This is a genomic window from Glutamicibacter sp. JC586 (assembly GCF_009805585.1).
Classification (GTDB): domain Bacteria; phylum Actinomycetota; class Actinomycetes; order Actinomycetales; family Micrococcaceae; genus Glutamicibacter.
The window spans coordinates 388,948-415,205 of record NZ_VHIN01000005.1 but is presented as its reverse complement, the minus strand read 5'-3'; the positions used below and the strand labels follow the sequence as shown (position 1 = coordinate 415,205).

Annotated in this window: 25 protein-coding genes; 10 read left to right on the top strand and 15 right to left on the bottom strand. The window is 57.3% G+C overall.

Annotated elements, in window-relative coordinates; translation table 11 throughout:
• Nucleotides 1–38 precede the first annotated feature (38 nt).
• From FJV47_RS05485 to FJV47_RS05475, 3 genes are read right to left on the bottom strand one after another with little or no spacing between them, the layout of a single operon-like run.
• Nucleotides 39–1,346 carry an MFS transporter gene (locus FJV47_RS05485; protein ID WP_200831948.1) on the bottom strand — a complete coding sequence of 436 codons (1,308 nt, stop codon included), beginning with the start codon at nt 1,344–1,346 and terminating at the stop codon, nt 39–41.
• Entirely contained in the window at nt 1,347–2,519 is a 1,173-nt protein-coding gene (gene rhaI, locus FJV47_RS05480; protein WP_370514938.1) for an L-rhamnose isomerase, read from the bottom strand.
• A gap of 33 nt (nt 2,520–2,552) precedes the next feature.
• Complete coding sequence (locus FJV47_RS05475; protein WP_159610789.1) at nt 2,553–2,900, bottom strand: L-rhamnose mutarotase; 348 nt, start codon at nt 2,898–2,900, stop codon at nt 2,553–2,555.
• 248 nt (nt 2,901–3,148) lie between these two features.
• On the opposite strand from FJV47_RS05475, the gene FJV47_RS05470 reads away from it, so the two are divergent.
• From FJV47_RS05470 to FJV47_RS05460, 4 genes are all read left to right on the top strand, one after another.
• Nucleotides 3,149–4,171, top strand: coding sequence for a LacI family DNA-binding transcriptional regulator (locus FJV47_RS05470; RefSeq protein ID WP_159610787.1), 1,023 nt, complete (start codon nt 3,149–3,151; stop codon nt 4,169–4,171).
• Between the two features lie 99 nt (nt 4,172–4,270).
• Nucleotides 4,271–4,429, top strand: coding sequence for a hypothetical protein (locus FJV47_RS16430; RefSeq protein ID WP_200831958.1), 159 nt, complete (start codon nt 4,271–4,273; stop codon nt 4,427–4,429).
• Nucleotides 4,430–4,535: 106 nt separating this feature from the next.
• Nucleotides 4,536–5,423 carry a LysR family transcriptional regulator gene (locus FJV47_RS05465; protein WP_159610785.1) on the top strand — a complete coding sequence of 296 codons (888 nt, stop codon included), beginning with the start codon at nt 4,536–4,538 and terminating at the stop codon, nt 5,421–5,423.
• A 173-nt stretch (nt 5,424–5,596) separates the two neighbouring features.
• Complete coding sequence (locus FJV47_RS05460; protein ID WP_159610783.1) at nt 5,597–6,928, top strand: LCP family protein; 1,332 nt, start codon at nt 5,597–5,599, stop codon at nt 6,926–6,928.
• A gap of 10 nt (nt 6,929–6,938) precedes the next feature.
• On the opposite strand, the gene FJV47_RS05455 is transcribed toward FJV47_RS05460, so the two are convergent.
• Complete coding sequence (locus FJV47_RS05455; protein WP_159610781.1) at nt 6,939–8,714, bottom strand: plasmid pRiA4b ORF-3 family protein; 1,776 nt, start codon at nt 8,712–8,714, stop codon at nt 6,939–6,941.
• Nucleotides 8,715–8,917: 203 nt separating this feature from the next.
• Here FJV47_RS05455 and FJV47_RS05450 point away from each other — a divergent pair, with 203 nt between their 5' ends.
• Entirely contained in the window at nt 8,918–9,616 is a 699-nt protein-coding gene (locus FJV47_RS05450) for a maleylpyruvate isomerase family mycothiol-dependent enzyme (RefSeq protein ID WP_159610779.1), read from the top strand.
• 92 nt (nt 9,617–9,708) lie between these two features.
• Nucleotides 9,709–10,752, top strand: coding sequence for a GTP-binding protein (locus FJV47_RS05445; protein ID WP_159610777.1), 1,044 nt, complete (start codon nt 9,709–9,711; stop codon nt 10,750–10,752).
• A gap of 180 nt (nt 10,753–10,932) precedes the next feature.
• Here the strand turns inward: FJV47_RS05445 and FJV47_RS05440 are convergent, their stop codons facing one another.
• The 3 genes from FJV47_RS05440 to aceB are packed head-to-tail and all read right to left on the bottom strand — an operon-like array spanning nt 10,933 to nt 14,661.
• On the bottom strand, nt 10,933–11,769 hold the full coding sequence (locus FJV47_RS05440) for a bifunctional allantoicase/(S)-ureidoglycine aminohydrolase (protein ID WP_159610775.1): 837 nt from the start codon (nt 11,767–11,769) through the stop codon (nt 10,933–10,935).
• A gap of 10 nt (nt 11,770–11,779) precedes the next feature.
• The gene (locus FJV47_RS05435) at nt 11,780–13,033 is read right to left on the bottom strand and encodes an aldolase/citrate lyase family protein (RefSeq protein ID WP_159610774.1); all 1,254 of its coding nucleotides are present in this window, start codon (nt 13,031–13,033) and stop codon (nt 11,780–11,782) included.
• Nucleotides 13,030–14,661 (bottom strand): malate synthase A, encoded by a 1,632-nt coding sequence (gene aceB, locus FJV47_RS05430; protein ID WP_159610772.1) that lies wholly within the window; start codon nt 14,659–14,661, stop codon nt 13,030–13,032. Before aceB ends, FJV47_RS05435 begins: the two co-directional genes overlap by 4 nt.
• Before the next feature lie 270 nt (nt 14,662–14,931).
• On the opposite strand from aceB, the gene FJV47_RS05425 reads away from it, so the two are divergent.
• A complete protein-coding gene (locus FJV47_RS05425; RefSeq protein ID WP_159610770.1) occupies nt 14,932–15,705 on the top strand; it encodes an IclR family transcriptional regulator in 774 nt (257 codons plus the stop codon).
• Nucleotides 15,706–15,746: 41 nt separating this feature from the next.
• Here FJV47_RS05425 and FJV47_RS05420 read toward each other — a convergent pair whose 3' ends face one another.
• The 5 genes from FJV47_RS05420 to FJV47_RS05400 form a co-directional block, all read right to left on the bottom strand.
• Nucleotides 15,747–16,013, bottom strand: coding sequence for a hypothetical protein (locus tag FJV47_RS05420; RefSeq protein ID WP_159610768.1), 267 nt, complete (start codon nt 16,011–16,013; stop codon nt 15,747–15,749).
• A gap of 100 nt (nt 16,014–16,113) precedes the next feature.
• The gene (locus FJV47_RS05415) at nt 16,114–17,346 is read right to left on the bottom strand and encodes an MFS transporter (RefSeq protein WP_200831947.1); all 1,233 of its coding nucleotides are present in this window, start codon (nt 17,344–17,346) and stop codon (nt 16,114–16,116) included.
• A 97-nt stretch (nt 17,347–17,443) separates the two neighbouring features.
• Nucleotides 17,444–18,079: a GntR family transcriptional regulator gene (locus FJV47_RS05410; RefSeq protein ID WP_159610766.1), complete on the bottom strand. Its 636-nt coding sequence runs from the start codon at nt 18,077–18,079 to the stop codon at nt 17,444–17,446.
• Between the two features lie 50 nt (nt 18,080–18,129).
• Nucleotides 18,130–19,986 (bottom strand): ABC transporter ATP-binding protein, encoded by a 1,857-nt coding sequence (locus FJV47_RS05405; protein ID WP_159610764.1) that lies wholly within the window; start codon nt 19,984–19,986, stop codon nt 18,130–18,132.
• Between the two features lie 101 nt (nt 19,987–20,087).
• Nucleotides 20,088–20,690, bottom strand: a complete 603-nt coding sequence (locus FJV47_RS05400) for a TetR family transcriptional regulator (RefSeq protein ID WP_159610762.1) — start codon at nt 20,688–20,690, stop codon at nt 20,088–20,090.
• Between the two features lie 194 nt (nt 20,691–20,884).
• Between FJV47_RS05400 and FJV47_RS05395 the strand changes: the two genes are divergently transcribed.
• Together FJV47_RS05395 and FJV47_RS05390 are read left to right on the top strand one after the other, a co-directional pair.
• On the top strand, nt 20,885–21,928 hold the full coding sequence (locus FJV47_RS05395) for an aldo/keto reductase (RefSeq protein ID WP_159610760.1): 1,044 nt from the start codon (nt 20,885–20,887) through the stop codon (nt 21,926–21,928).
• On the top strand, nt 21,925–22,719 hold the full coding sequence (locus tag FJV47_RS05390; protein ID WP_159610758.1) for a carbon-nitrogen hydrolase family protein: 795 nt from the start codon (nt 21,925–21,927) through the stop codon (nt 22,717–22,719). Before FJV47_RS05395 ends, FJV47_RS05390 begins: the two co-directional genes overlap by 4 nt.
• On the opposite strand, the gene FJV47_RS05385 is transcribed toward FJV47_RS05390, so the two are convergent.
• Nucleotides 22,716–23,582: a serine aminopeptidase domain-containing protein gene (locus FJV47_RS05385; RefSeq protein WP_159610756.1), complete on the bottom strand. Its 867-nt coding sequence runs from the start codon at nt 23,580–23,582 to the stop codon at nt 22,716–22,718. The two genes, FJV47_RS05390 and FJV47_RS05385, sit on opposite strands and share 4 nt — an antisense overlap.
• 61 nt (nt 23,583–23,643) lie before the next feature.
• The gene (locus FJV47_RS05380) at nt 23,644–24,567 is read right to left on the bottom strand and encodes a DMT family transporter (RefSeq protein ID WP_159610754.1); all 924 of its coding nucleotides are present in this window, start codon (nt 24,565–24,567) and stop codon (nt 23,644–23,646) included.
• A 32-nt stretch (nt 24,568–24,599) separates the two neighbouring features.
• Between FJV47_RS05380 and FJV47_RS05375 the strand changes: the two genes are divergently transcribed.
• Complete coding sequence (locus tag FJV47_RS05375; RefSeq protein WP_159610752.1) at nt 24,600–25,154, top strand: XRE family transcriptional regulator; 555 nt, start codon at nt 24,600–24,602, stop codon at nt 25,152–25,154.
• 59 nt (nt 25,155–25,213) lie between these two features.
• Here the strand turns inward: FJV47_RS05375 and FJV47_RS05370 are convergent, their stop codons facing one another.
• Nucleotides 25,214–26,236, bottom strand: coding sequence for an intradiol ring-cleavage dioxygenase (locus FJV47_RS05370; RefSeq protein WP_159610750.1), 1,023 nt, complete (start codon nt 26,234–26,236; stop codon nt 25,214–25,216).
• Nucleotides 26,237–26,258 lie beyond the last annotated feature (22 nt).

Genomic DNA, 26,258 nt, shown 5'->3' with positions numbered 1-26,258 from the left:
ATTCTCTCGGTAGTTTTCTCAAGTGTTCAGTCCGGCGCCTACGCGTCGACCTTGTTGGGCGCGACAAGCTTGCCGTAACGCGCCACTTCAATTTCTTCTAGCGACTTGCCTCGGGTTTCCGGAGCCCAGATGGTGCCGATCAGCAATGCTGCGGCGAGCAGTCCAATGATGAGCAGACCGAGCTTTTCTAGTCCGATGCTGGTGAGCAATACCGGGAAGACCAGCGAGAGCAGGCCAACTAAGACGCGGGCGAGCATAAACAGTACGCCCTGAGCGCTGGCGCGATATTTGGTGGCAAACAGTTCAGCGGTCCACAACCCGTAGAAGGCCTGCGCACCGATACCTGCTGAGATACCCCAAGCCACCGCGTAGAACAGCAGGGAGAACGCTCCGGGAGGAACAAAGATCAGCACGGCCCAGGCGATAATTCCCAGCAGTGCACCGGTGAAGTACAGCCAGCGGCGAGAGACACGGTCGCCGTACTTCATGAAACCGAAGTAGGTGGCGGCCGCGGTCAGTACCCACACCAGGACCTGCAAGAGGTTTTGCTGGGTTGCAGATTCAACGCCAGCTGCCTCATAAACACGGGGCTGGAAGATGCCAGCTTGACCGGCCACGGTATTCCATAGGCCGTAGACACCAATCAAGAAGAGCAGGGCCGACCAGTTTTTGCGTTCTGCCAGCAGGCCACGGATGCCGGAGAAGAACGACACCTTAGTTCCATTGGCCAATTCCTGTGCACGCTGTTCCTTCCAGCGGGTGGATTCTGGCAGACCTCGACGCACCCACCAAGTCACCGCGGCAACAATGAACAGGTGGAAGAAGATCAGCCGCGAACCGGTTACGCCCAGTGGTTCGACCATAATTGCCAATGCGAACCCGACGGCTGGCCCAAAGGACCACGCCAATTGCGCGGTACCTACGTGGGCGGCCCGTGATTCTTGTGGCGCTTCTTCGGCAATGTAGGTCCACGATGCCGGAACACCGGCGCCAACAGCGATACCCATGAGCACCACGCCAACGACCAACAACGTGGTGTTGAAGGTGAAAGTGATCAGCAAGGCGCCCAGCATGAACACCATCAGGTCATAGGTGTAGATAAACTTACGTCCCAATCGGTCACACAGCGGGCCACCAATCATCGCGCCTAGGGCGGCGCCGAAGGCATTGGCCGAAACTGCAGCAATCACGCCGACCAGTGAGTCCTCAAACCCGAAGGCGTTTTGCCACAAGCTCAGGCTCGTGGCAAGGGCGATAATCGCGCCGGCTTCGATATAGTTGCTCATCGCCACGGCGATAGTTGCTTTCCAACCGGAGATCCCGCGCTTCGTTGCTACGGTACCCATTTATGCTCCCCATCCTGCTTGCACTCCGCCGACACGATCAGCTTCGATACGGCTCTGGTAATCCGATGTACGGAATGCCGTCATTGGATCCGCCGGTAGGCCTCGGTCAGCGCGCCATGCTTCGAGGTCCGAACGAATGTCGGTGTAAAAAGCGTTCATAAAAATCTCGTTGGCCGCGAGTACGTCACCGGAAATTTGCGCCTCGGTCAATGCGACACGGTCAATCAGCAGGGCACGGGCGGTCATTTCCTGAACGTTGAGCACGCTGCGGATCTGGCCCTGAATCTTGTTTTCTACGTTGTGGCACTGATCGAGCATGAAGGAGATGGTGCTCGCCTCTTCCAGTCCGCCGCCGCGAATCACCTCGGCCATGATGCGGAAGAGCTGATACGGATCCGCGGATCCAACGATCAGATCGTCGTCCGCGTAGAAGCGGGAGTTGAAGTCGAAGGATCCGAGCTTGCCTAGTCGCAACAGCTGCATCACGATGAACTCGATGTTGGTTCCTGGTGCGTGGTGGCCGGTATCTAGACAGACCATTGCACGCTCTCCCAAGGCCGCGACCTGCGCGTAGGAGGTGCCCCAGTCCGGAACATCGGTGTGGTAGAAAGCTGGCTCAAAGAACTTGTACTCCAAGACCAAGCGCTGTTCACCGGTGAGTCGAGCATAGATTTCTGCCAGCGAATCGGCCAGGCGGTCCTGGCGTCCACGCATGTCAGCCTGCCCTGGATAGTTAGATCCTTCAGCCAACCAGATCTTCAGGTCCTGGCTACCGGTAGCATCCATGACATCTACACATTCAAGATGGTGATCGATGGCCTTACGGCGGATCTTCGGATCCTCATGCGTCAGCGCGCCGAACTTGTAGTCATCGTCCTGGAAAGTATTTGAGTTGACGGTTCCTAGCTTCACGCCAAGGTTTTCGGCGTGAGTACGTAGCGAGGCGAAGTCATCAACTTTGTCCCAGGGAATGTGTAGGGCTACTGACGGGGCGAGACCGGTGAGTCGATTGACCTCAGCGGCGTCGGCGATCTTCTCAAAAGGATCTCGTGGAGTGCCCGCGGTGGAGTACACCTTAAAGCGGGTGCCGGAGTTGCCGTAGGCCCAGGATGGGACCTCGATGGCCAGTCGGTTGAGGGTTTGCAGGTTCTCGGAGCTCAGCTTTGCGCTCACAGAACACTCCATTTCTGTTGTTGGTACGTTCAGTTACTTTGTCGTTGCTGGCAGTTTTGTCAGCTGGTCTTCGAGGTTGAACACTTCAGTTAGTCGCGCCGCTTGTTGGTCGGGACGGCCTTGAAGACTGAGGAAGAATCCTGACATCTGTTCTTCCCATCGCGCAGTTCGCGGGTCCGCGTCGAGGGCGGCTTGCGCTGCCTGATCGTCATCGGTTTCGTAGTAGCCAATTAGCAATCCGTCGCCACGAAGAAACAGTGAGTAGTTTCGGCGCCCGGCGTCCTTGATGGCTTGGAGCATTTCTGGCCAGACCTTTTGGTGGCGCTCGATGTACTGATCGATCAGCTCGGGGTGCACTTGTAGCTGGAAGCAAACTCGCACGGGCCTTCCCTTCTGCGTCAAACGTCGGTGTTCGTGGTGTTGCTGTGATGCATTTTTACTAAAAATGAATCGTTTCAATCATGTCGTTTACTGAGTGTAAGCCACTTCACTCTCTAAGATCAAGCCGCTCTCACCTTCATTCGTGAAATTTGTTGAAACCTTTCAATTTCTACTTGTATTTGAGCCTGCCGCTGTCACCCGGGATATACTCGCAAGGCAAGCTCCCTCTCAAAGAACAGGAAACCTCCGTGGCTGCCAGCGTTAAAGAAGTCGCCGCCGAAGCAGGAGTTTCCGTTGGCACCGTGTCCAATGTGCTCAACCGCCCAGAGGTAGTTTCCGAACGCACCGTCACCAAGGTGACCGCAGCCATCGAAAAGCTCGGCTTTGTCCGCAACGACGCTGCCCGACAATTACGCGCAGGACACAGTCGACACTTCGGGCTGATGGTTCTGGATTCCCGCAACCCCTTCTTTATGGATGTCACCCAGGGCGCTCAACATCGCGCATTAGAAAATGGCTACACGGTTCTAATGGGATCCAGCGATGATTCGCTGACCACCGAAGAGCAATTGCTAGACCTCTTTGATGAGCAGCGTGTTGCAGGGGTACTCATTTCCCCGCTTCACAATGACCTTTCTAGACTTTGGAAAATCCGCGAGGCCGGCACCCCGGTAGTCCTCGTCGATCGCGGAAGCGCGGATCGTAGCTTCTCCTCCGTATCCGTTGATGACGTCGAAGGTGGGCGGATCGCGGTCCAGCATCTGGTGGATTTAGGCCGTAAGAACATTGCGTTTGTCGGTGGGCCGCAAAGCATCGAACAGGTCCAGCATCGCTTGGAAGGTGCACAATCAGTGATTGCAGGTACCGTCGATGCCGTCCTGCAACACATGATGACCAAACAATTGACCGTGATGGAAGGCCGGAGGGTGGGCGAGCAAATCTTGGCTATGGATGCAGCCGAGCGCCCGGACGGTATTTTTGCCGCAAATGACCTGCTGGCTTTGGGTATTCTGCAGGCTCTGGTCATGTCCGGAGACTTATTGGTCCCTAAGGATATTGCCCTTGTGGGGTACGACAATATTGACTTCGCCGAATCAGCAGTTGTACCACTGACAACGATTCGCCAGCCGGCCGAAGAGATCGGTCGCACCGCGGTGGACGTGCTACTGCGTGAAGCCGAGGCAGGCGAAGATGCGGTTCGAGAGCAGTTCGTTTTCACACCAAAACTTGTCATTCGCGAATCCACTGTGCCTGACAGCAATAAGAACTGACGGCTTGCTCAAGAAACCCTGAAAGCAGCATCCTTGAGGATGCATTCACCCGCGATTTCTTGTTAGGTTGGCAGAACAGCCAACGAAAGGGATGGAATTATGACTGCAAATAATCCGGATGCATTCCTGAACAAGGACGAAGCCGAAGTGCCAGATACCGTTTCCGACCCTGCGCTCAATGACCAAGTCGGCCAAGACTGGAGTGACGAGGGTGGCGCAACGCCGTCCGGTGCGGCGATCGACGGTAACGAGAGCTAAGCATACTCAGAACCTTTTCCACGTGGAGGGCCACACTCATCGAGTGTGGCCCTCCACTGTGTTTATAGCCTCAAGCCGCTTCTGTGCACATGCTAGCGTTGAATCCATGACCAAAAATCTGGATATCAGCGCTATCTCGATCGCTCAGATTTCAGCTGTTATCGCAGTGGTTGACTACGGATCATTTACCGCAGCGGCCGATATTCTCGGCATCTCCCAACCCTCGCTTTCACGCAGAATACAGTCGCTAGAACAGAGCCTAGGCGTCCCCATGTTCCGCGCGGTGGGGCGAAATATGCAGCTGACCGACGCAGGACGAAGCATAGTTCCCGCAGGTCGACGCATCCTTGATGATCTCTCCTCCATAAATGCGCTGGGCGCTACGACTCGGCAGCTGAAGACCGGCTCACTTCGCGTGGCCGGACTACCGTCGCTCATCGGCAGCGTTCTTCCAGAATTTATTGGCCCATTTCATCAGGCACATCCCGAAATCCACCTTGAAATCCTCAGCGTCGAAGACCATGAGCACCTTGTTGAAGCAGTCCGGTTGGGTAGAGCGGACCTGGCTCTGGGAGTCAGCCATAGTGTGCCGGCAGATTTACAGACCCAACTGGTCCAAGAGCAGGAATTCACCGCGATTGTCTCTGCTGACTTGGCATCCGACTCACGTGTTGATGTTGATCTATTGAACAAGCTGACCCTGCTCAGTTTGCCTCAGGGAACGTCCATTCGGAAGATCACCGACGAGGTTTACCGTGGGCTAGGGGCCACGCCGCCTCGAATTATCACGACCACCCAGCGCGATGCATTGGTCCCCTTGGCCATCTCCACCGGAGCAATCACCATGGTTCCCACCATCATGGCAAAAGCCGCCGAAGTCTATAGCGGGCGACAACTCCCCCTGCCTGCAGGCACTGCACGCGACATCGGAGTCATCTACCGACGTGGTGCTTTCCAAAATCCTGCGCTCACCGAGTTCTTGCGTTTTTTGTGAGCCATCGCATCGGGCCGGCTCTCGCCTCAAGCGACACGTGGTCTTCGCACGAAAACATAGCCTAAACGTATGGGTTACCGGGCCCACCGTATTGGTGCACAGCATTGCTGATGTGGTGATCTGGAATTTAGTCTTGTTCAGAGTTCAAATCAGTGCGCCCAGGAGAATTGACGATGACCGTGTATCGAATCCGCCCTCGCCGTGGGCGCATCACCCTGATGATCATCGCCGCCCTGATCGTAGCACTCGTCGTGGCCGCCGGTGGCTTGTGGTTCAAGCTGCAGGGCAATATCTCCACCGCCGCCATGCGTGGCGGCGGTGAAGTTACCGCCCCCGATTCCAGCCACGGCATGAACATTCTGCTCTTGGGCTCCGATACCCGAGATATCGACTCCAAAGCTTTCGGCAAGGGGTCCGGGGCACGAAGTGACTCAATGGTGCTCGTCCACATTGCTGCCGAAAACAAGCGCATTGATGCCGTGCAGATCCCGCGAGATACCTTGGTTGACATGCCGGCCTGCGAAGACACTGGTTCGGGTACTTTTGCCGGAGGCGTGGCCATGATGAACTCTGCGCTGAATTATGGTCCCGCGTGTTCGGTCAGCGCGGTGGAGTCGTTGACCGGCGTGCACCTGGATCACTTTGTTGAGGTCAACTTCGAAGGCTTCATGTCCATCGTTGATGCTCTGGGCGGTGTGAACGTTTGCCTGCCGGCTGCGATGAAAGATTCCAAGGCCAACCTTGATCTGCCAGCCGGTCAGCAAACCGTGAATGGAACCGACGCATTAGCGCTGGCTCGAACACGTCACGCGGTGGGCGACGGTAGTGACATTGCCCGACTGAGCCACCAGCAGATGGTGATGTCCGCGATCGTGCAGCAAGCTACAAGCAAAGAGACGCTGGCCCGCCCCGATCGGTTGTATTCCTTCTTGGATGCGGCGACCAAGTCGTTGACCGTGGATACCGGTCTCAGTTCGCTGGGCAATTTGACCGCCCTAGCTGCTCGCGTTCAGGCTGTGCCATCGGATGAAATTACCTTCATGACCATGCCGTGGCAGCCTGCCCCGCAGAACAAGAATCGTGTTGTTCCCTCGGCCGACGCCGCAACTCTTTTTGCTGGTCTGCGCGAAGATACCCCGGTAGTTTCCGATGGGAAGAGCAGTACGACGCACGATGCTCCGGTGCAAATCTTTAATGCCGCGCAGGTGCCGGGTCTTGCGGCCCAGTACTCAACCAAGGTCAAGGATCAAGGGTTTACGGTCACTTCTGTTGGTAACGCTGCCAGCGTCAAGGCCAGCTCCACCTTGCTGGCGGCCGATACCGACGAAGCTCAAGAAACGGCCAAGGCGCTGGCCAAGGCATTAAATCTGAAGCTCAAACCAACCACAGCAGCGATTGATGGAGTTCAGTTGAGCCTGGGGCAGGACTACCAGAGCTTAGAGAAGCCGGAAAAGACCGAGGTGAAAACCACTAACCGCAAGGCCAATGCAAGCCTGTGCGGCTAGTGGTTAGCGGTTAGAACTCCCGATCTAGGTTCTCGTTGATTTCCTCAATGCTGAACACCGCCGGGTCAAAGTCTTCGCCCGGAACAGGTTCGCCTTCCTCGTCTAGCACGTCTTCCATCATGGTCAGCGGCTGATCATTCTTGAGCTCTTGAACCATATCGCTCCAGTTCCACGGTCCACCACTATCTTCCAGTGGGCCCATCCGGCGTCCACCGATACACCGCGGTAGCTGACCATCAACGGATTTGAGAACGTCTTCAACTACAATCCCGATCCGCCAATCATCGCCAAAATCGTAGGAGTAGCTCAGGCGATCCTTGGGGTTTTTGAGCAATTTGGAAAGCAGAACCGTGGACTCATCCTTGTCGCTCTTCATATACGGATTTTCTGGGCCGTAGCTGACCTTATAGTTTGGTCCGTGGAATTGGTGAAGGTGCGAGTCAGACCAGTCGAAGCTGATCTGGATGATGTCGTGCAGGTCAGCCAGGTTCAGGTCGGACGGCACCAGCACACGACGCCAGATCGGTGGTTTTACATCGCGCAGGGCAAGCTTGAGTTGTAGCACCTTGCCCTTATATGGCTCGGTACGCTTCAGGCGCTTGGGTTCTTCATCCTCGTCAAACGAGAGCTCAAAGGGATCTACAGTTACGTGACTTGTAGATTCTTCTATCTGCGTTGGTTGCTGTGCGTCATCGTCCAAATCGGTCAGCGCTAGCCGAACAATTCCCGGAATAGTGTAGGCTCTCCCTTCCTCCGCTAGACCCAGTGAGCGCAATAATGCCATGCGCTGATGAGCCCCGGACCATCCTGCTTCTGAGAACGTCTCACTACGTTCTTCAGCAACCAACTGGGCCTCGCCATCAATAGCCTTGAGCAACCAGAGGTTGGACAGACCCCAAGATTCAAGGCTTTCTCCCTCGCTCTGTTCCGGCTGAGCCAGCAGTAGATCAAGGACGGCTTTGAGGTAGGTGTACTTGCTCTCGTAGTTGGCAACGTCCTCTGGGGCCACGAGATCGTGAGCATTCTTGCCGTGCACCGGAACAGCACCGGTTGTGGTGTCCAGTGCGCCGGCCGTTTCGAGCGCGGAAAGCACAATAGAAGCAGCATACTGACGGCTCGAAGTATCAATGTCCTTCGAAAATAGTTCGTGTACTGCCTGAGCGGCCTGGGAAATATACTTCGGGCCCGGGCCAGCGTTCCAGTAGTCACGCCCCTTGGTTGTGGCCCAAGTTAGGAGCACTCGGCCCATCTTCAAGACCTGCATTTGGCCAATTTCAGCCACGGCTTCTTCAGCGGATTCCGGTACGTCCAACAACTTCGTGTCGCTACGCTCGCTGAAAGGGTCATCCGAATTGATCGTTTCAAGTAGCCATTCGAGACCCACCGGGTCTCCAGTCCACAGATCGTTTTCGCGCAGGAAGTCCAAGTAGACGGTCCAAGCGGTGAAGACAAGCTCGCGAAGCTCTCCGGAGTCGTCATCCGGATCTTCTGCTTCTTCAAAATCGATGGTCGCATTGAGCACCGTGAAAAGCTGCGGCGGATCAAAATCGGTGACACCGCGTAGTTCGATCGCTTCAGCGTAGTAGCTCAGCGTCTCACCCACCGCAGCTAAAACCATGGGCGCCAACTCGCTATCCCCGTGCTGAGCTTCAAGCCACCGGGTAAATTGAGGGGCTAAGGCATCTAATCCACGCTTAACCTTTGCCCGCTCCATGGAGAGGACATCTCCCTGCAAGCGCGCCGGGTGCCCCTGCTTGGGCTTCTGCTTCTTCTTTTTCTTAGCCATTCAGTCGCTTTCCCATCGTTGCTTCGCTTAGTTTCAAGGCTACGTGCCATGGCACGCCCCTGCCCAACATTTGTGCCGAGGCGACCTGCTGGTAGTCAAAATTCACTACAGCGAATGCGACTGAGAAGATATCAATCCAGACCGCTTTGATATCTATGGGGATTCCCTAACACAGCAAACTGATGCGTTGGTAGGGTGAGCGCATGATCAATACCGCCCGATTGCATTCGGATCTGTCCCGGCTTAATCGTGAAACTGCGATGATGTCCGCTACCGTACAGACTCTGTCCTCCGCCGAATTAGCTGCCGACTCGTTGTGTGCGGGCTGGAGCCGAGCTCATGTCATCGCACACTTGGCCTCAAATGGTCGCACCTTAGTGAAGCTCGTTGACTGGGCGACCAGCGGTGAACCGCAGAAGCTCTACGAGTCCCAAGAAGCACGCAACGCGGAAATCGATCAGCTAGCCGCGTTGCCCCGCGAAGAACTGCTCTCCGCTTTTGAAGAAACGGCCACTTACTTCGCGAAAGAGTGCGAGCGTCTGGCCGGCGAGCTTGCCGTTGAAGAAGTAGACCTTCACGGCAAGATCATCCCGGCCACCTCCATCGTGGCGCTGCACATCGCAGAGGTGGTCATCCACCACCATGACCTCGACACAGCATGGAGCATCGAGGAAGCCGATCCGGACTCCCAGGAAAACGCCGTCGAAGCAGCGGTTCGAGCCATGCGGGTCAAGGATGCCCCGGGGATGACGCTGCTGAGCGAAGAGGGCGATAAGTGGGTCATTGGCGATGGGTCGCTCACCGTCCGCGCTGACCGTGCGGGTTTTGTTGAATGGTTGGCCCGCGGAAATGCTCGCTACATCCAAGCCGACGGACCAATTCCGCAGCTGCCCACCTGGTAGCCGCGGCATCCATGTGTGTCCACATGTGGAATTGCCATCGGTAACGGGGAGAATAGATATGCCCTGCTTATCAAGATGACAAGGAAGCGGTTTTGATCCCCGTTATTGTGCTCACCGGATACCTCGGCGCGGGCAAAACCAGTTTACTCAACGGCTTATTGACCAGGCCCGGTACCCGCGTGGGCGTGATCATCAACGATATTGGCAAGATCAACGTTGATACCGGCCTGATCACCGGGCAGATTGACGCCGCCGAATCCATCGCCGGCGGCTGTGTCTGCTGCCTGCCCGACAGTGGCGGTCTGGATGAGCTGCTGGAAAAACTGGCCCAGCCAAAGCTCCGCTTAGATGCAATCATCGTTGAGGCCAGCGGCGCCGCCGACCCGATCAATGTGGATCGACTCCTGCGCTATGGCAACGCGCCCGGGGTACGACCCGGAGGGATTATCGACGTCATCGACGCGGTGCAGCACGAACATACGGTGGACACCGCCGCCATGGCCCCTGCCCGATTCGGCGCGGCCAGCCTGGTGGTAGTCAACAAGCTGGACATGATCGCCGAAGATGCCCGCGAGGCGACCTTCACCCGGATCAGTGAACGAGTGCGACAGGCCAACCCACAGGTGAGCATCGTTCCCGCCAGCCACGCAGCCATCGACCCAGAATTAGTCTTTGATATCGCACTGAACGAGGACCCGAGCGATGAGCTTCCGCTGGCCGCTGCCTCACGGGCCGAACATGACCACAGCCATGCGCCGCATGCTCACGCTGTTACCGTGTCCTGCCCCGACGCGGCTGATCCGGGAGCACTGCTGGATCTTCTTGAGAACCCGCCGGCGGACGCTTACCGACTCAAAGGCCACGTAAAGATTCGGACCGGTACCGGGGTCCAGCGCTACCTGATCAATATGGTCGGATGGCAACCGCATCTTCAGCTGGCTACGCCCGGTTCTGATCCTGCCGAAGACGCTCTAGTGGCGGTTGGAGTGGAACTGGATGAGCAAAAGGTCGGTGACGTTCTACGTGCTGCGTTGCAGCCTGCAATCGCTGAACCATCCTCGCGAAACCTCGTTCGTCTTGAGCGTCGGTTGATCCTCAGTTCGCGGGTTGCCGACGAAGAATCTGTAACTAACTGAACGCTGATTTGTAACTAATGCTCGCATCCGAGATTTTAAAACACCCGTAATTGCGGGGATCCAGGCGGGTTCGTTGTAATTGTTGGATTGCCGCCTTGTAATTGTTGTTAATTATTTCAAAGGCTGACACCCACCTGTAGTGGGCAGGTGCCAGCCTTTGAGCGCACTTGACGGTACCGCTTACAAAGCGACCTGTCGATTCTGATCCTTGTAGAGCAGGTAGCGGAAGTTATCCGGGCCGCCGGCGTAGCAAGCCTGCGGGCAGAAAGCGCGCAGGGACATGTAGTCTCCAGCTTCCACTTCGACCCAGTCACCGTTCAGACGGTAAACGCCCTTACCTTCCAGCACGTACAAACCGTGCTCCATCACGTGGGTTTCAGCGAACGGGATGGAGGCGCCCGGCTCAAAGGTCACGATGTTCACACCGAAATCGAAAGCGACATCGTTGGGGTCAAGCATGCGGGTGGTGCGCCACTTACCGTCGGTGCCCGGCATTGGGCCAGGCTCGACGTCGCGTTCATTGCCCACAACTGGGCCCGGAGCATCCACGCCGGCCAGTGGTTCGTAGCGCTTGCGTAGCCAATGGAAGCTGGTCAGTTCGGTACCATCGTTGCGTGCCGACCAAGTTGAGCCTGCCGGCAGATAAGCGTAACCACCGTCTTCAAGTACATGCTCGGTGCCTTCGATGACCAGGGTCAGCTGGCCGGTGAGCACGAAGATGAAGCCCTGGACTTCGGCCTGCGGCTCTGGCTTGGTGGCTCCGCCACCAGGGGCGACTTCCACGATGGACTGGGCGAAAGTCGTGGCGCCGCCTGCGACCGGACGGTTGAGCACCCACGCACGGGTATTGGTCCATTCGGGGAAGACGCTGGTGACGATGTCACGCAGCACACCCTTGGGAATCACCGTGTAGGCCTCGGTAACGATGGCGCGGTCGGTGAGCAGATCGCTCTGCGGCGGGTGTCCGCCGAAGTTCGCGTAGTAGGACGAGGAGTTCGCAATTGCGGGAACGGTCATGGCAGGATCCTTAGGCGTGGGAGCGATTCAGCGCGATCGCTTCAAGTTCGGACAGGGTGATCTGGGCTAGTTCGGCGACTTCCTCGGCGCTCACCGCACCGCAGGTGACCCCGCGGTGGATGTAGCGGGCCAGAGCTCGGGCAGTGGCGGGTTCATCCATGATCGTGGAGCTGATCTGGTGGACGTAATTCCGCAGTCGGGTGCCGGCCGCTTGTAGACCCTCGCGGAAGAAGGCGAAGGTGGCCAGGTAGCGGGTGGGCAGCTGATTTTCGTGCAGGTCCCAGCCCTGGTAGATGCCGCGGGCCAGATGGCGGTGTACCAGTCGGGCATGTAGGGCCCAGGCATCGGCCATATTCTCAGGGTCTCCAGCAGGAATGATGTTGGTGGAACCGTCGGAGAGCTCAACGCCGGTGCCAGCAACTGCCACCTGCATGACGTCCTTGGCGTAGTCAGCTACCGGATGTTCCATGGACTGGTAACCGGCGGCGACACCCAAGGAGGCCGAGTAGTCGTAGGTGCCATAGTGCAGGGAGGAAACCCGTCCTTGGCCTGCGTGGATCAGCTGCGCTACCGGGTGGGTGCCGTCGGCGACGATGATCACCTGTGGGGTTTCGACTTGGACTTCAAAACGCAGTCGTCCGGCTTCCAAGCCGTGGGTTTGCTCAAGTTTTTCAGTCAGTAGCACCATGGCTCTGACCTGGTCCACGGTAGTGACCTTGGGCAAAGTTAGGCGCAGTCCTTCGGGCAGCTGACCATGAGAGAGCAGCTGGGAGATGAACAGCCCTAGGGTGCGAATGCCTCGCGCCCGGGTGGGTGCCTCGAAGCATTTGAAGCGGATACCGATAAAGGCTGGGGCCTTGCCGGCGGCCACGGCCGCAGCGAGCGAGTCGGCCGCCGCCAGTACGGCGGCGTCCTCCTCGGCTTCGCTGCGATTGCCGTAGCCGTCTTCAAAGTCGATACGCAAATCTTCGATGGGTTCACTGACCAGCTTCTCGGCTACCAGCTCGGCCAGACGCTGTGGTTCAGCCAAGTTCAGCTTGGTGGCCAGCATCGACAGGCCTACCAGTCCACCGGCAGCCACAACGGCGTTGTGGCCCCACGTGGCGGGCAGATCCGGGGTGTACTTGTCCCCCGGAACATACACGGTGTGGATGGGCTGTCGGGTCCCGGAATCCCCTGGGTAGGAGTGTTCCAGTAACTGATCGGTGTCGGCCAGTAGCGCTTCTACGCTGGCCAGCGTGGACTCATCGAAGGGGTTGGTCATGGCTTGCTCACGTACTCCTTTTCCAGCAGTTCATAGGCGCCGGTGGTGAGGAAGTCTGCGAAGTCCTCATCCTTCCCGCTGGTCAGGGTGGCGATCAGCTGGGCGGCCGGCTCGTAGTAGACCTTGAAGTGTTCTTCATTATTGACCTCACCGCGCAGGCGTTCCACTTCTTCACCCAAAATGGTGGAGACTAGTTCCGCGGTAATGGTGTTGCCGGTGTCGGCGGCCACCACTTCGTTGCGGATCTGCTGCCAGATCTGCGAACGGGAGATTTCTGCGGTGGCGGCGTCTTCCATCAGATTGTGGATGGCCACGGCACCATTGCCCGAGAGCCAGACGGCTACGTAGTTTACGGCCACATAAAGGTTGGCGCGTACGCCGACCTCGGTGACATCGCCCGGTGCGCTGGCCACGTCGAGTAGCTGGGCTGCGGTGACTTCAACTTCTGGGCGCTGGCGGTCGATCTGGTTTGGCTTCTCGCCGAGCTTGGCGTCGAAGATTTCCTTGCAGATATCCACCAGGTCTGGGTGGGCCACCCAAGAGCCGTCGAATCCATCGTTGGCTTCACGGGACTTGTCATCGCGGACCTTTTCGAAGGCGGCGGCGGTGACTTCTGGTTCGCGGCGGTTCGGGATGAACGCGGCCATGCCGCCCATGGCGAAGGCGCCGCGCTTGTGGCAGGTCTTGACCAGCAGCTCGGTGTAGGCGCGCATCATCGGAGCGGTCATCGACACGGCCGAACGGTCCGGCATGATGAACGCTTCGCCTGCTTCGCGGAAGGTCTTGATGATCGAGAACAGGTAGTCCCAGCGGCCGGCGTTCAACCCCGCAGCGTGCTCGCGCAGTTCGTAGAGGAACTCATCCATCTGGAAAGCGGCCGGAATCGTCTCAATGAGCATGGTGGCGCGCACGGTGCCGTGGGCGATGCCCAGCTCGGCCTGGGCGAAGGTGAAGACCTCGTTCCACAGGCGCGATTCCAGGTAGTGTTCCATCTTTGGCAGGTAGTAGAACGGGCCCTGGCCGGATTCGGCGAGCACCTTGGCGTTGTGGAAGAAGTGCAGACCGAAGTCCACCAGCGCGCCAACCGCTGGTTCTCCGTTGATCAGTACGTTGTTCTCTGGCAGGTGCCAGCCGCGGGGGCGAACCACGACAACCGCGCGAGGAGCGTCGGTGCGCAGCGCGTAGGACTTGCCGGACTTGGCGTCGGTGAAAGCCAGGGTGCCGCGGGCGGCAGCCGAGAGGTTAGAGATCGAATCGATGACGTTGAACCAGCTTGGGGTGGAAGCATCTTCCAGGTCGGCCAGCCAAACCTTGGCGCCGGAGTTCAGTGCGTTGATGGCCATCTTGGCAGGGGAAGCAGGGCCGGTGATTTCCACGCGGCGGTCGCGCAGCGCTTCTGGGGCTTCGGCGACTTTCCAGTCGCCGGTGCGGACGGATTCGGTGGCTGGATCGAAGTCGATGGAGCGAGCATCGGAGAACTCTTTGCGGCGCACCGAGCGTGCTGCCAGCAGTTCATTGCGGGTTCCAGCGAATTTCTCGTGCAGTTTCTGAATGAAAGCTAGGGCATCGCCAGAGAGGATCTGCTGGGCATCTGCGACATCGGGGATGCTGGTAATTGAAATACTCATGAGTTGTTCCTTAACCTCGTGTGCTCTTCTGTACTTCCATATCCGGATGCTTTGACATGCATCCAAAAGATTTCCGTATAGTGGATACTATTATCCTCAAAATGAAAACGCAAGAGGTGTTTGTGGCCTCGGGCACGGATATTTGCCGGCAAAATATCGGATCGTGGAAGGAATGCCTGATTTTAGGCTATTGTTGGGACGAGGATTTCGCATCGTAGAACTTACGCGTAAGCTACTTCCAAATTCAGTGCTTTAACTAAAGGAGCAAAGATGACGCAGACTTCCAGCAAGTCCACTACCGGCGGCGTGCAGTCAGTTGAACGCGCTTTTGAGCTTTTGGAAGTCATCGCCCGTGCCGGAGGAGAAGCCGCGCTGAGCGAACTAGCTGCCGACACTCCCCTGCCGTTGCCCACCATTCACCGCCTACTACGCACCTTGGTCGGCGTCGGCTACGTGCGCCAACTACCGAACCGCCGGTACTCATTAGGCCCCCGATTGATTCGTCTGGGCGAAGTCGCCAACCGCCAACTTGGCGCACTGGCTTCCCCTGTTCTCAAGGACCTGGTCACCAAGCTGGGCGAATCTGCCAATATCGCTGTGCTCGATGGCGATATGGTCACCTACATTGCTCAGGTGCAGTCCGCGCACTCAATGCGCATGATCACCGAAGTCGGACGCCGCGCCATGCTGCATAACTCAGGCGTGGGCAAGGCCGTGCTCTCGGTACTTGATGATGAACGAGTGCAGCGTTTGGTTTCCCAGGCAGGCATGCCACCAAAGACGGCCAACACCATCACCACCTTGGGCAAACTGTTCACCGATGTGGAAGCCACCCGCGAACGTGGTTACGCCATTGATGAGGAAGAGCAGGAGTTGGGTGTGCGTTGCATCGCCGTTCCGGTTCCCGGTGCGCCAACGCCCATGGCGATTTCGGTCTCCGGACCGGTCACGCGTGTGGACGAAAAATTCATGAAGTCTGCGGTACCTGTACTACAAGCGGCAGCTAGTGAACTGGGTGTACAGCTGGTGGCCGCAGCCGACTAACGATCGGATATCGCTTTGATTTCTTGCTCAAATACCTTCATTCATTCGAACCTCGGCGCATACTCGGGTAGTTCGCGCAGGATCCGTCGCAGCTCATCGGTCTTCGCTTCGATAGCCGCTTGGCTACGTGGATTGACCTGGCGAATCTCGCTCCGAACGCGAAGCCACTCTGCGCGCCAGTGTTTGGCCTCGCGATCAGTACCCGCTTGGTCTTCCCAGGCGATATAACGTCCGGCCAATTGGTTACTTAGTTCCCGCATGACATCATGGATCATTGGGTCAAAGTATCGATCTTCGTCGTGAGTCATGGCTACTCCTGCCTACTTACAGACGACATTAGCAAGACTAACTGGACGCTGGCAGGGGCTGGGGTCATCAAAGCTACTGCCTGGGCGAGAATTTTTGACCTTACTTTTGGTGGCGCACCGTCATGACAGCCAGCGGAAGCAAAACGACGGCTGCAACGATGGTCAGCGCCGAGAAAGAACTGAGCGCCATCAGCGGACCAGCGGCAAACGCGGCCGCGGCACCACAAAGGTTGGACAGCGCATCAACCCCACCCTGAACCGACGCGCGATCTTGCTTGCTGATAACCTTCGCGAACAGAGCGGAGCCGGACACATTAATAAAGGACCATCCAACTCCGAGAAGAATGAGGCTGGTCATGATCCACCCCATCTTTTCGGGATGCAGGCCACCGGCCAGAAGCGAAGCGGCGAAGATCAGCAGACCGACCCCAATGGAAAATCGGTTGCCCCACCGGTCGGCCACATAGCCCACCAACGGAGCCAACGCATACATGCCAAGGATGTGCAGCGAGATGGTGATGCCCACCAAGGATACGGTGCCGCCGTGGTGCGTAATGTGAATTGGGGTCATGGTCATGATGGCCACCATGACAATTTGTGCGCTGAGGATCGCGATCACCGCGTAGCGTGCTCGCGAATTGGCACGCAGTTCGAGAGCGAAACGCTTCAGCCCACCTCGTTGACGGACAGGAAGCGCGGCTCCGGCTAGCTGATCACTTTGGCGATTCAGCAATAGTGGATCCGGGCGCATCAAGAGGAACACCAACAATCCCGCCAGCACCATAGCTACGCCCGCAATCAAGAACGCGCCGGCATACACGTGCAGGCCGGTAGCATCGCCAATCATGCGGCCCGGGATGCCAAGGTTTGGCCCGAGCACCGTTCCGATGGTTCCCACCCAAACAATCAGCGCCAGGCTACGACCCTTGTGATCATCGCTGGCTAGGTCGGTGGCGGCGAAGCGGGCTTGAAGGCTTACGGCTGAGCCCGAACCGATCAACAGCAGTCCCGCAAAAAGTGGGACGACCAGCTGAAATTGGGCTGCCGGGACCAGCAATAACGCACCAAGGGCTGCCAGCCACCAGCCGCTACTCAGCGCGAATCGACGGCCGAATCGTGCCGCCAAATTTCCTAGTGGAAGCCCCAGCAAAGCAGCGCCCAAGGTACTGGCCGTACGGGCAAGACCGGCCCACGCTTCACTTGAGGTGACTTCTTCAGCAAGAAGAATGCCGATCGATGGGGCCACACCCACGCCGATGGTTCCAAAGATCTGAGAGACGGCAAGCACCCACAAAGTTCGCTGCTGCACCTTGCTACGCGTCAGCTCGTTCACGGCATGCGCCTTTCTACTCGTCACTCGAAAGGCCAGTACCTTCCCCAAGTTCAGTGTAGAACAAACTGGGATACATGTTGTATCCCAGTATATTTCGTTACTGCTCTACGCCACTATCGGAGATGTGCGCACCTAGACCGGCTTTGAATCCATCACCATTATTTTCCAGCATGAGACTGACCAACTCGCGGTGCTCCGCGATAATCTCTTCCCTCCGCGAGAGCGTCTCCTCGGCACTGGCAAAGAGCGCAAAACGATGGCGATCAGCCAAGTGATCATAAAGCTCAACCCGCACGTCGTTCCCGGCTACCTGAACAAAACCACGGTGGAACTCGATGGTCAGGTCAACAAATTCACGCAGGTCCCCTGATGTCAGGGCCGCTTCTTGTGCCTGGATCGAAAGCTGCTGGCGTTGGGCAACCACTTCGCGTTGAGCCTGCGAAGCTTCAAGCACCGAGACTGATTCAAGGAGGAAGCGCGTGGAGGCCAGCTGGGCAATCTGGCGGCCGGTCAGTCCTTTGACCAAAGCGCCGCGCTTCGGAAAGATTTCGATCCACCCTTCCTGCTGGAGCCTGCCCAGCGCCAAGCGGACCGGAGTACGGCTAAGCTCAAAGTCCTTGGCCAAAGATGCCTCGCCGACCATCGTGCCTGGCGCGTAGCTTCCGTCCAAAATTCCGTCACGGATCAGCCTGTATGCACGCTCGGATGCGCTTAGATCGTCAGCGGGTGCCACTGCAGGGATCCTCCTCAAGTATTTTGGTTAGCAACACTAGCAGTACGGATTTACTGCGCGAATTGGGTTTCATAGAGTTCGGTGTAGCGCCCCCCAAGAGCCAGAAGTTCGGCGTGGGTACCACGCTCAATAATCTGCCCGGCCTCCACTACAAGGATCTGGTCAGCGGAACGGATAGTGGACAGACGGTGAGCGATAATCAGAGCCGTACGGTTTTCCAATGCCTCAGCCAAAGCAGCCTGCACTGCTGCTTCATTAGCGGAGTCCAGAGCAGCGGTGGCCTCATCCAAGATGACTACCTGTGGGGCGGCTAGTAGCAAGCGAGCAATGGTCATACGCTGACGTTCACCGCCGGAGAGCCGGTAACCACGCTCGCCCACTACCGTATCTAGGCCATCGGGCAGAGATTGAATGACAGGTAGAAGTCGTGCACGTTCTAGGGCTTCCCAAATCTGCTCATCGCTAGCTTCGGGGCGGGCCAAAGTCAGGTTAGAACGAATGGTTTCGTGGAAGAGGTGTCCGTCCTGGGTCACCATCGAGACGGTGGTACGCAAAGAGTCGAGCTTCAGCTCGCGGATGTCCTCTCCGGCCAATTGCACGCTTCCGGAATCGACATCATAAAGTCGTGCTAGCAAAGAGGCGACCGTGGATTTGCCCGCGCCAGAGGAGCCGACCAGGGCGAAGGTCTGTCCTGCTGGAATCTCGAAATTTATGTCGTGTAGGACTTCTTCACCGCCACGCGTATCTAGGACGGCGACCTCTTCAAGTGAAGCCAGCGAGACCTTGTCTGCACTGGGGTAGGAGAAGTTCACGTGATCGAATTTCACCGGAATGGGCGCTCCGACCTCGAGGCGACGGGCGTTAGGAGCATCGGCAATCAGCGGTTCCAGATCCAAAACTTCAAAGACGCGGTCGAAGCTCACCAGTGCGCTGGTGATTTCAACTCGGGCGTTAGCCAGCGCAGTCAGTGGTGTGTAAAGGCGGGTGAGCAACATACCCAAGGTGACAATATCGCCGGCAGCCAGTTCGCCACGCACCGCATACATGCCACCCAAACCGTACACCAACGCGAGTGCCAAGGCTGCCACCAAAGTCAACGCGGTCACGAAGTAGAACTGGCGCATGGTCATCTTCACGCCGATATCGCGGACCCTGCCAGCGTGCTGGGCGAACATCTTTGATTCATCCTGCGGGCTGCCAAAGAGCTTGATCAAGGTAGCGCCCGGAGCGGAGAAGCGTTCGGTCATCTGGTTGCCCATACTCGCGTTCAGCTCTGCAGATTCGCGACGCAACAGCGCTACAGACTTCCCAAAATGACGTGCGGGCAACAGGAAGACCGGCAAGAGGACTAGTGCAATGAGCGTGACTTGCCATGAGGTGGTGAACATGACCGCAGCGGTCAGAATGAGCGCAACGGTATTGGACACGAGCCCCGAGAGAGTTCCGGCGAAGGCCGATTGTGCGCCGATGACGTCGTTGTTCAGTCGACTGACCAATGCGCCGGTTCGAGTGCGAGCGAAGAATGCCACCGGCATTTTCTGTACGTGGTCGAAGACTGCGGTGCGCAAGTCATAAATAATGCCTTCGCCCAGTTTTGAGGAGAACCAACGCACCACGATAGAGGTAATCGCATCAAGGACGGCGATAACCGCCATGATGATCGCCAAATTAGCAATGGTACGTACGCCGGACTGCGCAACGATCTCGTCCACTACTCGTCCGGCTAGTACAGGAGTAATAACGGCAAGTACAGCAGCGATCACCGAGAAAAGCACAAAGACGAGTAGTCGAGACTTATAGCCTGCAGCAAATTTCAATACTCGCTTGGGCGTCGTTGGCGCATAGGCCCTGCCTTTGTCACCAGATAGCTTCCATAGTGAATGCCAAGCGGCGCTTTCCATGCTCATAACTATTTGCTCGCAATCCTGCTCGGGGATTTGGTGGATGACACCGCTTTCATTTTCCCAGCAACCTGACGGCAAGTTCTAGCTAGGGTCAGCTTATCTAGCTAGACCCGAGTCGATACCGACCAGCGGTCGTCAATCATGGAAGCAAAGTCGAATGCCTCGTCGAGGATTGCTCGAAGGGATCCATCGGGCGTCTCGATCCAGCGCACCAAAGCGTGGTCAAAAAGCGTCAGGGCCAGCAATGCCGACGTTTCCGCCAAGCGGTAATTGGCGCAGAAAGCAGCCAAGCCGTGAGCGAGTTCCGCCTGCTGCATTCGGCGCGATTCTTGCCAGCTAGCGCGTAAGGCGGGAGTACTCCACACCAGCTCCACCCGTGCCCGTATGGAAGCGGGATCCTGTTCGGCGGCAACGACGGTTGGTTCAAAGCTCAGACGCAGCAGTTCCAACAGACTCTCGCTGGGTGAGGAAGCCATTGCTTCCAGCGTCTGGGAGAAGTGCAGGTTCATTGACCGCAAGGCGGTGACCACAGCATCCTCTTTGGATGAGAAATATCTGAAGAAGGTTGCACGGGAAATGCCTACGGCTTGAGCAGCTTGTTGGGCGGTGACGTTCTCTAAACCTCGTTCGGCGAAAACGGTATACACCTGTTGCGCCAACTCGATCTTCATCTTCTCGCGCACCCGATCGCGAACTTCACTGCCCATGGGAAAAATTTTACTCTGCCTTCCCTGCTCGACATTGAGACACCGTCTCTTTAATCAGATCAGCCATTGATTTGGTTAGGCGTGTCGCGCTATGGAGCATTCACGCTTCTCAATATTCCCCCGATGTTGATGCTCGTTGAGTACTACTTAGATAGGCTCGATAGAAGGTAACCACCTCACGGTAAAGGACTGATATGGGATCCCAGAGCACAATCAGCACGATCGACTTGGGTCAGGGACTACATGTCACACCCCAGGGCTTCGGATGCATGTCACTGAGCAGCGCTTATGGTTCGGCCGACGATGCCGAATCGCTACGCACGCTGAACCATGTCCTAGACAATGGCATCACTTTCCTCGACACCGCCAATATCTACGGTGCCGGACACAACGAATCCTTGCTTTCCGAAGTCCTTAAGACTCGTCGCGACGAAGTCACCCTAGCCACCAAGGCAGGCATCGTGCGCCCGAAAAATCCAGGAGATCCCCGCGCTAACGGCGACCCCGCGTTCATCAAGAAATGTGTGGATGAGAGCCTGCAGCGCTTGGGCGTGGAGCATATCGATCTGTATTACTACCACCGGGTTGATAGCCGGGTCCCGATTGAAGACACGGTCGGCGCATATAAGGAATTGGTGGAGGCAGGAAAGATCAGCCACATTGGCCTCTCTGAGGTGACCTCCAACGAGCTGCGTCGCGCCCACGCGGTACACCCCATCACCGCGATCCAGATGGAATACTCCATCTTCAGCCGTGACATTGAACGCTGGCTGATCCCAACCGCCAGCGAACTGGGCGTAGGTCTAGTAACTTACGCCTCGTTGGGACGTGGTTACTTCACCGGTCAAGTCTTCGCAAAGTCAGAACTAGAGATGACCGACGTGCGTCGCAACTTCCCTCGTTTCGAGGATTCGTGCATGGAGAATAACGATCGGCTGCTCGACGTGATCGAAGAGGTAGCTGCGCGCGAAGGCTTCTCCGAGGCGCAGGTGTCTCTGGCGTGGGTTTATGAGCAGGCCACGCTGCAGAACGTTGCGGTGTCCCCCATCCCCGGGACTCGCTATGCGCACCACTTCGATGACAATTTGGAGTCACTGAATCTACGGCTATCGCCCGAATCAATGACCCAACTCAACGAGCTTGCTTCTCGGGTGGACGGCGAGCGCCAGGCCGACATCATGTCGGTTTCCAAGGGACGCGAGGAAGTGCAGATGTCACAGGAGGGGGATGCCCAATGAAAATTGCTCTCGCTCAGGTGCTGAGCACGCCTGACCCGCAGCAAAACTTGGCAATCATTCGAGACCACGCCAAAGAGGCCAAAGAATCTGGAGCTTCCTTGGTCATCTTCCCGGAAGCGATGCAGGTGGCGTTTGGTAATGATCTTGCCGCGGTGGCTGAACCATCGGAGGGACCCTGGGCCTCGATGGTTCGCCAGCAAGCCCGAGATCTTGACATCACTATTGTTGCCGGAATGTTCACCCCGGGAGACGAGGGTCGGGTTCGCAATACCCTGCTGGTCGCTGGGCCCGAAGCAGATACCCACTACGACAAGATCCACCTCTATGACGCCTTCGGCTACGCCGAGTCCGACTCGGTGACCCCGGGCAGTGCGCCAGTGCAGTTTGAGCATGAGGGCCAGGTTTTAGGTGTGGCCACCTGTTATGACCTGCGCTTCCCACAGTTGTTCATCCGCCATGCCAATTCCGGCGCAGCGGTGAACATTGTGTGCGCTTCGTGGGGTGCGGGCGACGGCAAAGTTGAGCAGTGGACTACCCTAGCCACGGCCCGCGCCTTGGATTCGACCACGTTTATTGTGGCGGTGGATCAGGCTGATCCGTTGAGCGTTGGGCAGCCGGTGTCGGGAACGGCGCCATTAGGCGTGGGGCATTCTCTCGTGGTGGATCCGCTGGGTCGAGTTATTGCCCAGGCTAGCGCTGAACCTGAATTGCTGATCGTGGAGCTGGACCTTGGATTGGTCGACAAAGCGCGGAAGCAGTTACCGGTGCTGAAAAACGCCGTCGATTTTTAGCGGGTGAACCAGTCGAGGATGTCCTCCCAGACTGGTTCTCCCACGCCTCGTTTCATCAGCCCGTGGTGTCCAACTTTCTTGGCACCCAATTCTCCTGGGGTGTAGGTGCGACGTTCCACCGGGGCACCGGTGATGTGCTTGGTGAGCAGATCCATCGGTTTGGGTGCAGCCCAAAGGTCATCGCTGGCTCCGATAGCGAGGACTGGGATCTTTACCTGTGCTGCTCGCTGCGAGGCCCTCATGCTCGGATCATCGAAGAAGTAGTTCTTGCGCAGGGTCCAACTACTCCAGTCCAGCATGGCTGAACGGGTGATATCCTCGCCGAGGCCGAGTTTTCGTTCTGGCATGTAGCCCAGCACCCGACTCATGACTGGACCCAGCACGTTGAGGATCATGATGAGTTTGATGCGCTCGGTCATCGGCTCCACGGTTCGCAAGGCGGCCATGTGGCTGGAGATAATCGTGAACGCTTTCAGGTTGTCAGTTCCGTAGTTCATGATCAGCCCGTGTCCGCCCACGCTGTGCCCGATGGCGTAGTGCGGCAGGTTTGGATAACGCTCACTGGCCCATTTGCCCACGGCTGGAATGTCTTGCTGGATCCAGTCACGCATTTTGATCTCAGGTTGATCCTTGGGAGATCCCGAAAGTCCGGTGCCTCGATAGTCGTAGGTGATGGTTAGCAATCCCCGGCTCGCGGCAGATTGCGCGAACGCACGATAGAAACCTTGCGGAGTGGCAGTAGCTGGATGAATGATCAGAACTCCGGTGATCTCGGCGTACGGCCGGAAGACTGTGGCCTGCACGCTATCTCGGGTGGTCACAAGGATGCGCACGGATTCGCCGGCGATGTCCTGAGTCAGCATACGGCCATCTTATGACGTTGTTACTGACCAGTAAGTAGGTTTTGATATAACCTCGTCAGGTTCAAACTTCAACATTTTCAGTGGCATTTTGCGCAGCCTTGGCTTCGCCTTTTCGCCGCGGTCGCAGCTCACTGGCTAGCGAACCGGCAATAATGAACAGCGCTCCCACAATGGCGATCGGGGGTAATCGGTCGCCTGCGATTCTGCCGATAATTGCTGCCCACACCGGTTCGCCAGCGTAGATAATTGTCGCGCGGGTAGGTGACACCGATTTTTGCGCCCAGTTCATCGCAAGTTGAATCATGCAGCTTGCAACGCCCAGCGCAACAGAGGCAATTACCCACACCCATGAGAAGTCTGGAACCTGTTCGCCAGTTAGTGGAACAGCAAGAAATCCGAGCGCCCCGGCCACCAATAACTGAACAACGGTGACACGCCCGAGGTGCACCTTGCCAGCAAACCAGCCGATGAGAATGATTTCTAACGCTATTGGCAGGGTGCTGATGACTGTCACCAGTTCCCCCGTGCCAAAGTTGAATCCAACGCTCCCGGGATCCGCTAAGAGCACTAGGCCGATGAATGCCAGGGCTACGCCAATCCATGTAAGCAGTCCCGGCTTCTTGCGGAAAACAACCCATTGCAGCAAGGGAACCAGGGGAACATAGAGTGCAGAGATGAACGCTGAGGTGCTGCTATTGACCGTCTGCAAGCCTGCAGTCTGCAGTCCATAGCCGAAGAAAATCATCACGCCAATGGCCACCCCCGCCATCACCTCTTTGAGCGTGAGCCCTTTGAGTACGCGTGCGAACAGCAGGGCGCTAATGAGTCCTGCAGTAATGAAGCGCATGCCGACAAAAAACCAGGGACCGCTGTATTGGACAGCGATATGAATGATCAGGAACGTCGCGCCCCAAATGACCGTGGCAAGAACCAATACCGCTTCTTGGCGGGAGAATCCTCGCCACTTCAAATCATTGTGCAACATAATGCACAATACTATGGTGAATAATAGTTCACATGCAACCCAGTGACAGTTCAGATGTTCTGACACACCTCAGTCGAAACGTCCGCCGCCTCCGGCTCGCCGCCGGACTCAGCCAAGCCGCCCTTGCCGACCAGTCCGGGGTTAGCCGACGCACGGTGATCAAGCTTGAAGCCGGCGAAGCAAATATCAGCCTTACCGGGCTGGACCGTCTGGCTGAATCCTTGGGCGTCACCTTCGTCGACTTGGTCGCCGAGCCTTCGGCACCCCGCTCCTCCATCAACGAAATCGTCTGGAGGGGACAGCTCCCAGGCAGTGTGGCGACCATGATGGCCTCTGTTCCCGCCAGCAAGGAAGCGCAACTGCTGATCTGGACGCTCATGCCAACCGAGTGCTATGTGGGCGAACCAGACCCAGCCGGCTGGTCAGAAATGGTCCTGGTTCTCGAAGGATCCCTGCGCATCGAGACCACAACAGAAACTGTCACGGTTCAGGCCGGAGAGCATTACGCCTTTGCGACGGATCAAGACTTCACCTACATCAATGACGGTGAACAGCTCACGCGCTTTGCACGCATCGTCGTCAGCTGAGACAAACAAGCAGCACAAAGCCAGCGGGAGAAGTTGCAACTCCCGCTGGCTTTCGTGTGTCAGGTATTGGATCCGGTGGACGGCGTCGCGTTATCGGATGGCGTCGACGGTGCACCCGATGGAGGCGTTCCACCCTGACCACCAGGGCCACCGGATGGTGGTGTACCGTCCGGCGCGCCCGAAGGTGGGGTTCCACCGCGCATGCCGCCACCGCCACCGCCGGGCGCCGAACCACTAGTTGGTTCCGTCGTGGTATCAACATTCACCGTCAGCTTCACCGTGTAGCCGGATCTCGCGTCACCCGTCACCGTGCCTAGTTGCTTAACTCCCCCGTCATCACCGAAGACGTTGTCTGTCTCCAAACTCAGGCTCTTCATATTGGTGACTGACTTTTCATATCCGGAAGTCGCGAATGCGGCGTCACAAATATCCTTGGGCAACGCCACCTGAGAGGTAGCAATAGCATTGGTGGAATCGGTGATCGACTTGGTGTCGGGGTAGACCTCAAAGTGAATGTGCGGCCAACGCCCGGTATAACAAGCCGGGAAGATACTGGTGTATTTCACGACGCCGTCGGCGTCGGCCACTTGCGCCCCACGCAGGTAGTTCTCGTTTTCCAAACCGGTGGAGTACATCGAATATTCGCCATCACGGTCACAATGCCACACGTACACCGCGACACCTTCAAAGGGTTTGTTGCCGTTGGCCATGTCCACAATCGTCAGCTCTAGGTTCATCGGGATACCTTCGGCAGTGGTGGTGCTTTCGCCGAAGCTGGAGCGAATATCGCTACGTACGATGCCACTTTCCTCAAGCACATCCGGTCCATTGGACCCGTCACCCGGGTACGGACCAGCAGTTTCATCAGGGATTTCTTCCGACGAGGAGGACGATGACGAGCTGGACTGGCTCGTTGGCGCGCAGGCTGCCAGCGCCAGCCCCACCGCGCCCAGTCCCACACCCGCCAGGACCTTGCGTCGTTCAATCAGGGTTCCAACGTCAAAGGCCAAACCCTGATCTTCAAGATCTTCTTCTGGTCGGGGCAAGGGACGAGAGCCAAACCAGCGTGGTGAGGGATTCATGATGCTCCTAAGAGTAAAGGTG